Source organism: Haloferula chungangensis (assembly GCF_042664875.1).
Lineage (GTDB): Bacteria > Verrucomicrobiota > Verrucomicrobiia > Verrucomicrobiales > Akkermansiaceae > Haloferula > Haloferula chungangensis.
Window position 1 is genome coordinate 222,558 of sequence record NZ_JBHTBS010000004.1, and the last position, 12,311, is coordinate 234,868.

The 12,311-nt window shown below is 59.0% G+C and carries 11 protein-coding genes; 6 read left to right on the forward strand and 5 right to left on the reverse strand.

Annotated elements, in window-relative coordinates:
- Positions 1–49 precede the first annotated feature (49 nt).
- Both ACFQY0_RS09975 and ACFQY0_RS09980 read left to right on the forward strand, forming a co-directional pair.
- Entirely contained in the window at positions 50–2,230 is a 2,181-nt protein-coding gene (locus ACFQY0_RS09975) for a DUF5682 family protein (RefSeq protein WP_379711840.1), read from the forward strand.
- A complete protein-coding gene (locus tag ACFQY0_RS09980) occupies positions 2,227–3,372 on the forward strand; it encodes a VWA domain-containing protein (RefSeq protein WP_379711842.1) in 1,146 nt (381 codons plus the stop codon). Before ACFQY0_RS09975 ends, ACFQY0_RS09980 begins: the two co-directional genes overlap by 4 nt.
- A 524-nt stretch (positions 3,373–3,896) precedes the next feature.
- On the opposite strand, the gene prfB is transcribed toward ACFQY0_RS09980, so the two are convergent.
- Positions 3,897–5,037 (reverse strand): peptide chain release factor 2 gene (gene prfB / locus ACFQY0_RS09985; RefSeq protein ID WP_379711844.1). Its coding sequence is split into 2 segments (ribosomal slippage): positions 3,897–4,958 and positions 4,960–5,037, totalling 1,140 coding nucleotides; the frame shifts between segments, so codons are not numbered across the junction.
- 36 nt (positions 5,038–5,073) lie between these two features.
- Positions 5,074–5,265, reverse strand: a complete 192-nt coding sequence (locus ACFQY0_RS09990) for a hypothetical protein (RefSeq protein ID WP_379711846.1) — start codon at positions 5,263–5,265, stop codon at positions 5,074–5,076.
- 56 nt (positions 5,266–5,321) lie between these two features.
- On the opposite strand from ACFQY0_RS09990, the gene ACFQY0_RS09995 reads away from it, so the two are divergent.
- Positions 5,322–6,272: a PLP-dependent cysteine synthase family protein gene (locus ACFQY0_RS09995; protein ID WP_379711848.1), complete on the forward strand. Its 951-nt coding sequence runs from the start codon at positions 5,322–5,324 to the stop codon at positions 6,270–6,272.
- Between the two features lie 59 nt (positions 6,273–6,331).
- On the opposite strand, the gene ACFQY0_RS10000 is transcribed toward ACFQY0_RS09995, so the two are convergent.
- The 3 genes from ACFQY0_RS10000 to ACFQY0_RS10010 all read right to left on the reverse strand — a co-directional run bounded on the left by ACFQY0_RS10000 (position 6,332) and on the right by ACFQY0_RS10010 (position 9,486).
- On the reverse strand, positions 6,332–6,781 hold the full coding sequence (locus ACFQY0_RS10000) for a protein tyrosine phosphatase family protein (protein WP_379711850.1): 450 nt from the start codon (positions 6,779–6,781) through the stop codon (positions 6,332–6,334).
- Between the two features lie 39 nt (positions 6,782–6,820).
- On the reverse strand, positions 6,821–8,206 hold the full coding sequence (locus tag ACFQY0_RS10005) for an MBL fold metallo-hydrolase (protein WP_379711852.1): 1,386 nt from the start codon (positions 8,204–8,206) through the stop codon (positions 6,821–6,823).
- A gap of 182 nt (positions 8,207–8,388) precedes the next feature.
- Entirely contained in the window at positions 8,389–9,486 is a 1,098-nt protein-coding gene (locus ACFQY0_RS10010) for a DUF4034 domain-containing protein (protein ID WP_379711854.1), read from the reverse strand.
- Between the two features lie 141 nt (positions 9,487–9,627).
- On the opposite strand from ACFQY0_RS10010, the gene ACFQY0_RS10015 reads away from it, so the two are divergent.
- The 3 genes from ACFQY0_RS10015 (at position 9,628) to ACFQY0_RS10025 (ending at position 11,640) form a co-directional block, all read left to right on the forward strand.
- On the forward strand, positions 9,628–9,903 hold the full coding sequence (locus ACFQY0_RS10015) for a metal-sensitive transcriptional regulator (protein WP_379711856.1): 276 nt from the start codon (positions 9,628–9,630) through the stop codon (positions 9,901–9,903).
- Entirely contained in the window at positions 9,900–11,030 is a 1,131-nt protein-coding gene (locus tag ACFQY0_RS10020) for a permease (protein WP_379711858.1), read from the forward strand. The genes ACFQY0_RS10015 and ACFQY0_RS10020 overlap by 4 nt, the downstream gene beginning before the upstream one ends.
- A gap of 196 nt (positions 11,031–11,226) precedes the next feature.
- A complete protein-coding gene (locus ACFQY0_RS10025) occupies positions 11,227–11,640 on the forward strand; it encodes an EF-hand domain-containing protein (RefSeq protein WP_379711860.1) in 414 nt (137 codons plus the stop codon).
- The last annotated feature ends 671 nt before the right edge of the window (positions 11,641–12,311 follow it).

Genomic DNA, 12,311 nt, shown 5'->3' on the forward strand with positions numbered 1-12,311 from the left:
CGACGCGAGGAGACTCGCTCTGCCACCGCAGTCCAAATTTTGAGATGATATGACGACACTCTTTGGCATCCGTCACCATGGTCCAGGCTGCGCGCGCAGCCTGGTGCGGGCGCTTGAGCGGATGCGGCCGGATGTGGTGGTGATCGAGATGCCGATGGAGACAGAGGTGTTGTTAGAGCATGCGGGGGATGATGCCTTCAAGCCGCCGGTGGCAATTTTGATTCACCGCGTGGATGAGCCGGAGAAGGCGAGTTTTTACCCCTTTGCGGAGTTTTCGCCGGAGTGGCAGGCGATTCGCTGGGCGGTGAAGAATGGAGTGCCGGTGAGGTGCTTCGATCTGCCATCGGCGCATAGTTTCGCGCTGACGAAAGAGGATGAAACGAGCGAGCCACGGCCGGATCCGATGGATGCGCTGGCGAAGGCGGATGGCTACCTTGATGGCGAACGCTGGTGGAATGATCGGGTGGAAGAACGGCAGGATGAGGGGGACTTTTTCGCAGCGATTCAAGAGGCGATGTCGGCGCTGCGCGGAGACCTCGATCTCACAGAGTCGCGCGACACGCTGCTGCGCGAGGCATGGATGCGGAAAGTACTACGGAAATCGGAGAAGGATTTCGAAAACGTGGCGGTGGTCTGTGGCGCCTGGCACACGCCGGCGCTGGAGGCGAAGGTCAGGGTCTCCGAGGACTATGCTTTGTTGAAAGGTCTGGCGAAGCACAAGGTAGCGGCGACCTGGATTCCGTGGACCTATGAACGCTTGGCAATGGCGAGCGGCTACCGGGCGGGGATTCGTTCGCCGGGTTGGTATGCGCATTTGTGGCGGAATGAGGCGGAATCAACGACGAGTTGGTTGGTGCGGGCGGCGAGGATTTTGCGCAAGGAAGGGCAGGAGGCCTCGTCTGCCTCGGTGATCGAGGCGGTGCGCTTGGCGAGTTCGCTGGCGGGGATGCGTGGGCGACCTTTGCCGGGACTCGATGAGACACTGGAATCGATTCAGGCAATTTTCTGTGGTGGCGATCCGCTGGCGTTGGACTTTCTCAACAAGCCTTTGCTGATCGGCGATGCGCTGGGTGAGTTGCCGGACTCGTTGCCAGCGTTGCCGCTGCAAAAGGAGATCGATGCGACGATCAAACGTCTGAGATTGAAGAAGGCCGCATCGGTGACGCCGCTGGTGGTGGATCTTCGTGAGGAAGGCGGGCGGAACCGGAGCTGTTTTCTGCATCGTCTGCTAGCGCTTGGGATCGAGTGGGGCATCGAGGAGCGGGCGCGGGGCAAAGGGACTTTCAAGGAAGGATGGCGTTTGCAGTGGAAGCCGGAACTGGCGATTTCGATCATCGAGGCTTCAGCCTACGGAAATACGGTTGAAACGGCGGCGACCATCCGCTTGGTGCGGTCCTTGAATGCCGGTGCGGGCCTGGCAAAAGTAACCGAGCATCTCGAATTGGCGCTGTTGGGCGATCTGCCGGATGCGGTGGAGACCTTGCTGCGGCGTCTGGATGCGGCGGCGGCCTCGTCGCAGGACACGCTTGAACTTCTGTCGGCGATTCCGCCATTGGCGCGGATCGCGCGCTATGGGGATGTGCGCTCGACCGACGGTGAAGCGGTGAGGCATCTGTTAGGTGGCTTTACGGAGCGGATTCATGCCGAGTTGTTGCTCGCGGGGTCGGGGATTGATGATCAGGCGGCGGAGACCTTGTTCGAGGCGATTGCTGCTTATCACGCATCGATCTCGATGCTTGATGAGGAAGCGATGATGGAGGACCTGCATGATTGCCTGACGAAGCTGGCGCGAGCGGATGCGGTGCACGCGAGCTTGCGTGGGCAGGCCGTGCGTTTCCTTCGTGATGGCGGCCGTATTGATGACGGCGAGACCTCGCGCTTTTTGAGCTATGCGCTTTCACCCGGCATGGAAGTGCTGGCGGCAGCGGCATGGCTCGAGGGTTTCCTGCGAGGAGGCGGGGCGATGTTGGTGCATGACCGGACATTGCTGGCACTGATCGACGAGTGGCTTTCCGCGCTCGATGGGACGGCTTTTCAGACGGTGCTGCCACTGGTGCGGCGGACCTTCGGGACCTTTTCCCATCCAGAACGCTCGCGGATTGCGGCGGCTGTTAGGGGCGATCTGCGAGCCGCACCGGTTTTCGCGGAGAGCGAAGAAATCAATCGGGAGAATGCCCGCCCTGCGGTAGCGGCAGTGGCACGCCTCCTTGGATATCCTGAACCATCATGAGTGACTCCGAACGACAACGCCGCTGGCGCCTCGCGCTTGGTTCGACCCCCGAGGCAGCGGGTCAGACATCACTTGATGGAGATGATCAGCGCATGGATGAAGCGCTGGCCGCCTTGTATGGTGGCGATGATTCGGGTGGTGCGCGCGGTGGGCTTGGCGGATCGAATCCCAAGATCGCGCGATGGCTTGGCGACATCCGGCGGTACTTTCCGAGTGAGGTCGTGCAGGTGATGCAGAAGGACGCGATTGAGAGGTTGAATCTGAATCAACTGCTGCTGGAGCCGGAGTTGCTGTCTCAAGCGGAACCGGACGTGCATTTGGTAAGCACCCTCATTTCGCTGAACCGCGTGATTCCGGAAAAAACGCGTGAGACGGCGCGCTCGGTGGTGAGGCGCTTGGTGGATCAGCTTTTGAAGAAGCTCGAGCAGCCGACGCGGTCGGCGGTGCAGGGGGCCTTGGCGAGAAGTGTTAGGAACCACCGTCCGAGGCTGAGCGAGATCGACTGGCACCGGACGATTCGGGCAAACCTGCATAACTACCTGCCGGAGTATCAGACGATCATTCCTGAAAGGCTGATTGGTTATGGAAGGAAGCGGGCGTCAATGAAGGACGTGATTCTGTGCATTGATCAAAGCGGATCGATGGCGGCATCAGTGGTGTATTCCTCGATCTTCGGAGCCGTGTTGGCATCAATGCCGACGCTTTCGACACGCTTTGTGTTGTTTGATACGGCGGTCGTGGATCTAAGCGACCAGATCAAGGATCCGGTGGATTTGCTGTTCGGTGCCCAGCTCGGTGGAGGCACCGACATTCACAAAGCGCTGACGTACTGTGAAGGTCACGTGCGGCGTCCCTCCGATACGGTGATGGTGCTGATTTCCGATCTCTACGAAGGAGGGAACGAGGCTGGAATGATCAAGACGGCGGCGAGGTTGAAGGAGTCCGGCGTGCAGGTGGTGACCTTGTTGGCCCTCTGCGACGATGGGAAACCGTCTTATGACGCGAGAAATGCCGCCCGTTTCGCGGCGCTGGACATCCCGGTATTTGCCTGCACCCCGAACCAGTTTCCCGAGTTGATGGCGGCGGCTCTTTCCAAGCGGGACCTCACGCTGTGGGCGAGGGAGCGCGGGATCGCCGGGTGATCGTCCCGGTGTGACCATTCCAGAGTGAATGATCCAGCGATTCACCAATTGGAAGCAGAGCCGGCTATCCGAGGAATTCGCCACCTGGTTAGTTCGTGTCCGATCGCAAGCGGGCGAGGTCGGCGAGATCTTGAGGTCGCCCTGTGGCTTCCTTATTTTTCATGAGTTCAGTCTTACCAAATCGATATCCTCCGTGAATCGTGGGCACCGTGAAAGGCGAGTGCATAGCCCCCGACCAGGAGGAACTCAACTTTCCGAGAGAGGCACAATTCGATAAATTCGCGGATGTCTCGGTGAAGTTTCATCGTCTTCAGGATAGAACTTGGTACCGCGTTTCAGGATCTCTTCGAAGATCTCAAGCGATTTCAGTGGATCATCGATTAGCGGAGGAATGCCTTCCGTTTCCAGAGGCCTTTTGAGGACAGTGCGTTCCACCCCTCTACTCTAGCCAGTTAAGGAAGGATGTCGAGATGTCATCAGGCTTGGCTCAGATGGACGCTCAGTGAGTGGCTCTCCTCTCGTCCTTAATCCTCCTCGTCCTTGGCGCCTTTGACGCGGACCTTGCCGCGCATCTTGGCTTCGATGAAGGCGTCGATGTCGCCGTCCATGACGTTCTGGATGCTGCCGCTTTCCTCGCCGGTGCGGAGGTCAAGGACCTTCTGGTAGGGCTGGAAAACGTAGGAGCGGATCTGGCTTCCCCAGCCGATTTCGCCCTTTTCCCCGTAGGCCTGCTCGGCAACGGCAGCGCGCTTGTCTTCCTCGATCTGCATCAGCTTGGCCTTGAGGATCTGGAAGGCGAGTTCCTTGTTCGCGCCTTGGGTTCGGGAGGCGGTGGATTTGATCAGGATGCCGGAGGGAAGGTGGCGCAGCAACACGCCGGTCTCCACCTTGTTGACGTTCTGGCCGCCCTTGCCGCCGGAACGCATGGTACTGATCTCGACGTCCTTATCGGCGATCTCGATCTTGATTTCGTCGTTCACTTCGGGAGTGGCATCGATCGAACAAAAGGACGTGTGGCGTTTTCCTGCGGAGTCGAAAGGTGAGATGCGCACGAGACGGTGGACGCCGCGTTCGTTCTTGAGGAAGCCGTAGGCGTTTTCGCCGTTGATCTTGACGGTGGCGGAGCGCAGTCCGGCGCCATCCCCATCTTCGTAGTCGATCGTCTCCCAGGTGAAGCCCTTGCTTTCCGCCCAGCGCGTATACATGCGGTGGAGCATTTGTGCCCAGTCGCAGGCCTCGGTGCCGCCGGCTCCGGCTTGGATGACGAGGTAGCAGTTGGCTTCGTCGTTCGGGCGGTTGAGCAGGGTGACGAGCTCGAAGCTGCTGATGTCCTTGTCGAGCTGTTTGGCCTGCGCGAAGGCTTCCCGGGCGGAGTCTTCATCGTCGAATTCCTTGGCCAGCTCGATGCCGCTGAGGACGTCTTCGAGTTTGCTTTCGAGGCCTTGAAAGGTTTCGAGTTTCTTTTTGAGCGAGGCGACCTTGGTATTCATGTCGCGGGCGCGGTTCTGGTTATCCCAGAAATCCGGTGCGCCCATGGCCTCCTCGATGGTGGCGATTTCGCGTTCCAGTGCGGGCAAGTCAAAGATACCTCCCGAGCTGGGTCAGACGCTTCTTGAGCGATCCGGTGTCCAGCGTCGTGAGGTCGACGGTATGATGTTCAGCCATAAGGTGGGCGGAGGGAAAGGCAGGACGGCTTGGATTTCAAGGACGGAAGGGCGAGAACTTTCCAAACGGGGGATCGCCCGGCAGATCGGCCATCAGCTTGACGGTTCCGCACTGGACGGCAGAGCGACGGGCAGGATCGGCAGAGCCCGCGAGCTTTTCCGGACGGATGAACCGACGATTCGAGTCGCGTGACGCTGATGATGGGTGGCGGAGAGATCTGCTGCGCATGGGGCGTGGAAACTGCTAGTTGGATGGAACATGAAGCTTTCCCCGAAACTCAGGAAATGAACGTAACGGCCATTCTTCCGGAACAGAACCGCTACCTCCACCAGGTGACCCGAACGCCGCTCATTCCGGTGGTCGTGTCCGAAGGGTCCCCCAAGGTCTGGTGCAAGCTGGAGTTTCTCAATCCAAGCGGCTCGACGAAGGACCGCATCGCACGGCATATTCTCGAAAAGGCTTGGCGTCGCAGAGAGCTGCGCTGTGGCGGCGCGGTGGCCGAGGCATCCAGCGGGTCGACGAGTATCGCCTTTGCGCTGGCATGCAGTCAGATGGGTTTGTCGTTCACCGCATTCATTCCAGAGAGCGCGACTTCGGAGCGCGAGCTGATGATTCGGGCCTACGGGGGGAAAGTGTGCCGGGTTCGCGGGACCATGGCGGAGGTGTTGGAGCACGCCCGGGTGGTGTGCGAGGAAATGGGATGGTTTTTCGGTCGGCAGTTCGCGAATCGCGACAACACCGAAGCGCATCGGCTTTTCACCGGCCCGGAGGTCCTGAGCCAGATTCCGGGCGGTTGCGTCGATGCGGTGGTCAGCGGGGTGGGCACGGGCGGCACCCTGCGGGGACTCTACGAAGCGTTTGTCGAGGCGGACTGTGGGGTTTCGGCCCATGCGGCGATTCCCCGGACGAGCGAGCTCTTCAGTGCCAATGCGGAGTGCTGTAGTTTGCGCTTCAGCGCCGAGGTGCCGGGGGTGGTGGATGGGATTAGCGAAATCTACTCGAGCTGGAGTTGTGACAAGCTCAGTGAGGTGGAGATTGGCGACGGTGAATGCCTGAGGCTGACCCGCCAACTCTGGGCGATGGGATTTCCTGTCGGTCCGAGCTCGGGGCTAAATCTCGCGGCTGCGCTCAAGGTCGCGGCCGAGCTCGGTCCCGACGCCAACGTGGTGACCGTCTTTCCGGACCGGATGGAACGTTACTTCTCCCACAAGGTCTTCGAGGAATTGCGGGCCTAAGCGTCTTCTAGGGCCCCTGAACGGCAACTCGCCCCACCGGACTTGGTGGGGCAGTTCGTTCAGCGCCGCGCGTCGATGCTGTCGCGGACGAAGTCACGCATCTCTTCGTTGTCGCAGGAGAAGTCGAACTCGTTCTCGGCGAAGGAGAGCGCCTCATCACCGGTGAGGCCTTTATCGATGGCAAAGTAGATGGTTGTCAGGGCACCCGCGCGTTTGCCGGAGGCGCAGTGAATCAGGATGGGCGTCGGGAGTTCGCTGAGCTCCGCTCGGAAGCGATCGACTGTCTCGTCGTTGAGGGCTTTGGGTGAGACGGGAATGTGGCGGTATTCGAGGCCAAGTTCCCGGACCTGACTGCCCTCTTCGGCAGGCGTGAGTTGCTGGTCTTCTTCATCCTCGGTGCGCAGGTTGACGACACTTTTAAAACCGCTGGTGGCGATTTGATGCAGGTCTTCAGGTGCCGGCTGCGCGCCGATGCTGAGCTTGGGGCTGACTTGGGTGGATCCTTTCATGGTTCTGATGGGGTTTTGCGTTTCTGTGGTGAAAATGGATTATAATGAAGTTGGGAGGCCGGCGGATTGCCAGGCGGACCAACTTCCGGGCATGGTCCGCACGTCGGTAAATCCCTGTTTCAGAAGCAGGCTGGCAGCGAGGCTGGCCCGATAACCGGAGGCGCAGTAGGTCAGCGCCGGACGCTCGCGGTCGAAACGCGCGCATTTCTCCGGGATCTCCGGGAGAAAAAGATGATTGGCACAGGGGATATGCCCACTTTCCCATTCGGAAGGCGAGCGGACGTCGATCACTTGAACGTCATCCGAGCAGCTGTCGACTTCGTGAACGGTCATTTGCGGCACGAAGGAGAGAGGCAAACCGGCCTTTTCCCAACTCGCGATCCCGCCGACGAGATACCCGGCAAAGCGGGTGTAGCCGGAGCGTTGGAAATAACGACTGAGGGTTTCGGCATCCGCATCCTTGCTGAGCACCAGCAGGATGTCCTGATCCGGGTCAAGCAGCCAGCCAGCCCAAACCGTGAGCATCGGAGAAGCTCCGATATTGAGGGCTCCTTCCATATGACCCCCGCCGAAGGCCAGAGCATCTCTTGTGTCGATGAGGATGGATTTGCCGGTCTCAAGCTCCTGCTTGAAATCCTCGAGTGTTAGAGCCCGGAGTCGAGGCAGGTGTCCAAGCACCTCAGGTCCCTCGGCATTCACCTTCTTCATCCGTTTGTAGTAGGTCGGTTCGGGGGGCGCCGTCCCAAGGGCATGTTCGATGAATTCGTCCCGGTCCGTTTTCTGAAAATACGGATTGAAACGTTTCTCGTAACCAATGGTGCTTTCAAGGCGGTCTCCGATTGCGGCTCCACAGGGAGATCCTGCTCCATGAGATGGATGAATGATCACCCCGTCATCGAGCTTGGCGAAGTAGTCGAATAAGGTGTCGTAAAGTTGCGAGGCGAGCTTATCGGCATCCTTGCCTAACAGGTCGGGTCTGCCAGCGGAGTTGACGAACAGCGAGTCGCCGGTGAACACGGCGAAAGGCCGGTCCTTGCCCTTTTCCGCAGCTTCGTAAGATAGGTGTTCCGGCGTGTGTCCCGGAGTGTGGCGGGCGGTCAATATGACATCGCCGAAGTCAAACCGATCGCCGTCGCGGACGCCTGCAACATCAAATCCATAGTCCGCATCACCCTCAATGCTGGCGTGGATTTTCGCGCTGCCGGAGCGCGCGGCGAGTTCACGCGCACCACTGATGAGGTCGGCATGGATGTGAGTTTCAAAAATGTGGCTGATGCAGAGCTCGTTCTTTCGGGCGAGATCGATGTAGACATCGACGTCAGCGCGTGGATCGATCACGGCCGCCGTGCCCCTCGAATCATCACCAATGAGATACGAGAGCTCAGCAATGCCTTCCGTTTGAATTCGTTCGATAATCACCGACATGATGAGCTTGGGTTTCGCTCATATGGTCAGCAATGCGGATGCCACCGCCAGTAGCCGCAGTTTAGGGGCGTGCAGGGAGTCTTTCCGACAATGGCCATGCAAAACGCACGGGGGAAGGCGAGTTATGCAGTCTGTCCCGGCTCCGCTTGAGAGCACGGGACAGGGGTGAAGACAGTTGTCGATTACCACTTTCCTGTCTGCGCCCAGGTCCGGAAATGCACATAGCGTTCCGGTTCTTCCCAAACTTCCTCGTCGTATTCGTCGCCGAGTTCTTCAAAGGTTGCCTTGGCGAGATCCCGGTCGCGTCCGAGCACGGCGTAGTAGGCGAGGCAGTTGTGAATATAGATGGATTTCGGATACTTTTTCCGAAGGATGAGGAGCCCTTCGCGGGTGATCTCCCATGAGGCATCGGAGTCACGGAAAACATCAGCATAGAAGGTGGAGAGTTGCATGACGATCCGGGCGTAGGCTTCGGCACCGAGGCCGTCTTTGCGCTTGGAGACCTTGTCGGCATAGGCTTCCCAGTCACCCTCTTCACCGAACCAGCGGGGAAGAAGCGTGTGGGCCCGCTTGTTGTCGATCGACCAGAAGGTCGGAGCGAGTTTGTTTCCTTCGGAGGTGACCTGATTGAAGACATCGGCGGACCATCCCTGACCGAGTCCTACGGTAAGGGCGACGCAGTACCAGTAGGGGTCGCTCTCGGGAAGCTTGGCCGCTTTGCCGAGGGTTTCGCCGGCCTGTTCGAGGCGTTGGCGGAACGCCTGCCACTGGGCATCGCTGACGGTGTCGGCGTAGCCGCTGCCGCGCGCGAACCAAGCGTAGTCGACCCACAGGTCGGCAAGTCCGATGTGGGCCGCGAGGGAATCGGGATGCTTTTTGAGCCACCTTTCATACTTCGCAAAGTCGGTAAGGTGGCCGTCTTCGCCGGTGTGGAATCGGTTTGAGAGGCCCTCGTAAAATTGGAAGAGCTTCTCCGAACCGTTGTCGAAGACAGGTCTCGATGTGCGCTGTTCGCTGGCTTGCTTGTCGAGTTCCTCGAAGCGTTCTTCGTCAAAGGCGCCACGGACTTCCGCCTTGAAGACCTTGATCTCCTTGTCGATGGGGTCTCTGGAGGTCTCGAGGTTGGTGGCCGCGAGACGTTCGGCGGCATCGATGTGTTCCACAGGACCGGCGTGACCAGGAGTGATGGTGCCTGAGTCGCCGGGTGAGCCGCTTTCCTCTTCTTTGCAAGCGGTGAGCATGAGGATCAAGAAGAGAGGCAGAGCCTGAATATGTTTCATTGGTTATGTCGTTCGTGACGACTCACTCGAATCGCACAACGGGGGACCTCCCCACAAGCTCATAGATGAGGGACGGAACGATTTCCTCTGCCTGAGTTCCACCATTTGACATTGGGTTAAATACCCCCTATGGGTATCGGCATGAAGCGCGATGACAAGTTGAAGTCTCCCTTGACCAACCGGGTGAATCGGATTGTCGGGCAAGTGCAGGGAGTGGGTCGGATGATCGAGGAGGACCGGGATTGTGTGGAGATTCTGAACATGGTGTCGGCCGTGCATGCGGCCCTGAGGGCCCTGGAAGGGAAGCTGCTGGAGGACCACGTGTGCCACTGCGTGCAGGAAGCGGCGAAGGATCCGGCCGAGCTGGAGAGGCGAATGGGGGAGCTGATCAAACTCTATCGGAGGAAATTGTCATGAGTGATTGCTGTGGGAAAAAGGAGCCGGAGCCCGAGAAGAAGTCCTGCTGCGGTGGGAAGCCTCAGGAAAAGCCGAAGAGTCCGTGTTGTTCCTCGGAAGCGAAAGAAGAGGAATCCTGCTGCGGGTCTTCCAAGGGAAGCATCGATTGGCTGCTATGGGTTTCGATGGCCTTGGTCGTCGGCGGAATCGTCGGGCACTTCGTAGGGACCGGCCCGGAGTGGTGGCTGACCTTTTCCCACGGCAGCTATGAGCTGATGAGCAAGGCCTGGTGGGGTTTGCTGTTAGGCATTCTGGCGGTGGGGGTGATCGGACAGGTGCCGAAGGAGCTGGTCGCGAGCCTGTTAGGTCGCGGCGGCACGATGAAGGGAATCCTGCGGGCCACCCTTGCAGGGACGCTGCTCGACTTGTGCAATCACGGCATCCTGATGGTGGGAATGCAGCTTTATAAGAAGGGAGCCTCACTCGGTCAGACAATTGCCTTTCTTGTTTCGAGCCCATGGAACTCCCTCTCGCTCACCTTGATCCTGATCGGCCTGATCGGCTGGAAATGGACCCTGGGCTTCGTGGCGCTGTCGATGGTGATCGGAATCATTGCCGGCTGGGTGGCGGACATGATGGTCAGACGTGGAGCACTGCCGGCGAACCCTAACAGCTGCGATCTGCCGGCGGACTATCAGGTCGGACCGGCGGTCAGGGAGGCATGGCAGCATGTGAAGCCGACGGGTGTGAACGTAAAGAAGATCGCCAAGGAAGGCTTGAGCGAATCGAAGATGATCCTGCGCTGGATCTTCTTTGGCATCGTCCTGGCTGGAGCGATCCGCGCCTTCGTGCCGGATGACATTTTCACCCAGTTCTTCGGACCGAGCATGGTCGGGCTGCTGCTGACCCTGCTGGCCGCGACGGTGATCGAGGTCTGTTCGGAAGGATCGAGCCCCATCGCCGCCGACCTGCTGACACGAGCCGCAGCACCAGGAAATGCCTTCACTTTCCTGATGGCGGGTGCGGCGACCGACTACACCGAGATCATGGTGCTGCGCGAGACGACCAAATCGTGGAAAGCGACCTTCGCTTTGCCTCTGCTGACGACTCCTCAGGTGCTGGTGATCGCGTGGCTTCTGAATCAGTGAAAAATGGGTCGGCAACGCGTCGAAGAAGGCCTGTTTCAGGTGCTTCGAAACCGAGGCCAGGGGCGGGGGTGGGAATTATGTCCGGACGGCTGCGATCCGAGCTATCAGGTGATCGAGAAGCCATCCCTGGAGAATCACTCGACGGGCTGAATTCTTCATCGACGGGGCCGTTTTCTTTGACTAGCAATCCTCAGAGATGAAATCGCTTAACCTTCTTTTCCCTGCCGTCTTGCTGGCCAGCTGCGCCTCGACCACCAATCCATCGACATCGACAAAATTCAAGATGGCCGACAAGGATAGCAACAATCTGGTCAACCGTCAGGAAGCGGCGGACCTGATTGTCGGAGATGCGTTCAAGATGTTCGATACCAATGGCGACGGAGTGGTCGACCTGGAGGAGTTCAAGGCATCGGGTGGCACTGAAGAAGGGTTCCGCAAGTTGAACAAGTCCGGGAACGGCAAGATCACCCTTGCAGATGCTCAATCCAATCCGCTGGTGGTGGAGAACTTTACGGTCTCCTTCGACGAGGCTGATTCAAACAAGGACGGCAACGTCAGCTACGAGGAATACCTCACCTACCTCAAGCGCCGGGATGCGGCCGTCCGCTGATCCATCCAACCGATTCCCTACGAGGAAAATCTCGTGGAATTTCACCCGCATCATGAAGCCATGATGCGGGTTTTTCGTGTGTTGCGTGCTGGTCCAACATGCCCTCGACCGCGGTCTTTTTGGGCTATGGGTGCGCGAGCCTGCGAGCTCTGACTGGTCAGGCTTCAAGGGGGCTCGTGAAGTTTCTCTGGGAATAGCGCTCGGGGGTGTTACTCTTACTGACGTTGAATCCAGTTCGGTCCATTTTAGCGATTCTTTTGGCCATCATGGTGGCGGCACCATTGTGCTGCTGCACGATGGGGACAAATGAAGTCGTTTCGGCGGCAACGTGCTGCGTCACTCAGGATGATGAGGATGGCAGGCCCAGCGATTCATCGCGAGTTTGCGATTGCAGCAGCAAGCAACCGCGAGACGAAGCAAAGAGCTCCGATATGCCGGCCGACACGGCGATAGCCCTGGTACCGGCTGTTCAGGATTTAGGCTATCTTGCCTATCCTGCGGAGTTGCGTAAGCCGATGGCTGGCACGCCGCACACCGGTTGTGATCCGCCCCGACTTCGACTGGCGATCTATTCCCGTTGGCTCATTTGAAGCCACGGCATTTGTGATTTTCCGGCGTCCCCTTCGGACGTGCGGTTGTTCTGCGTACTAAATCCGCAGCTTCGTGCCCGG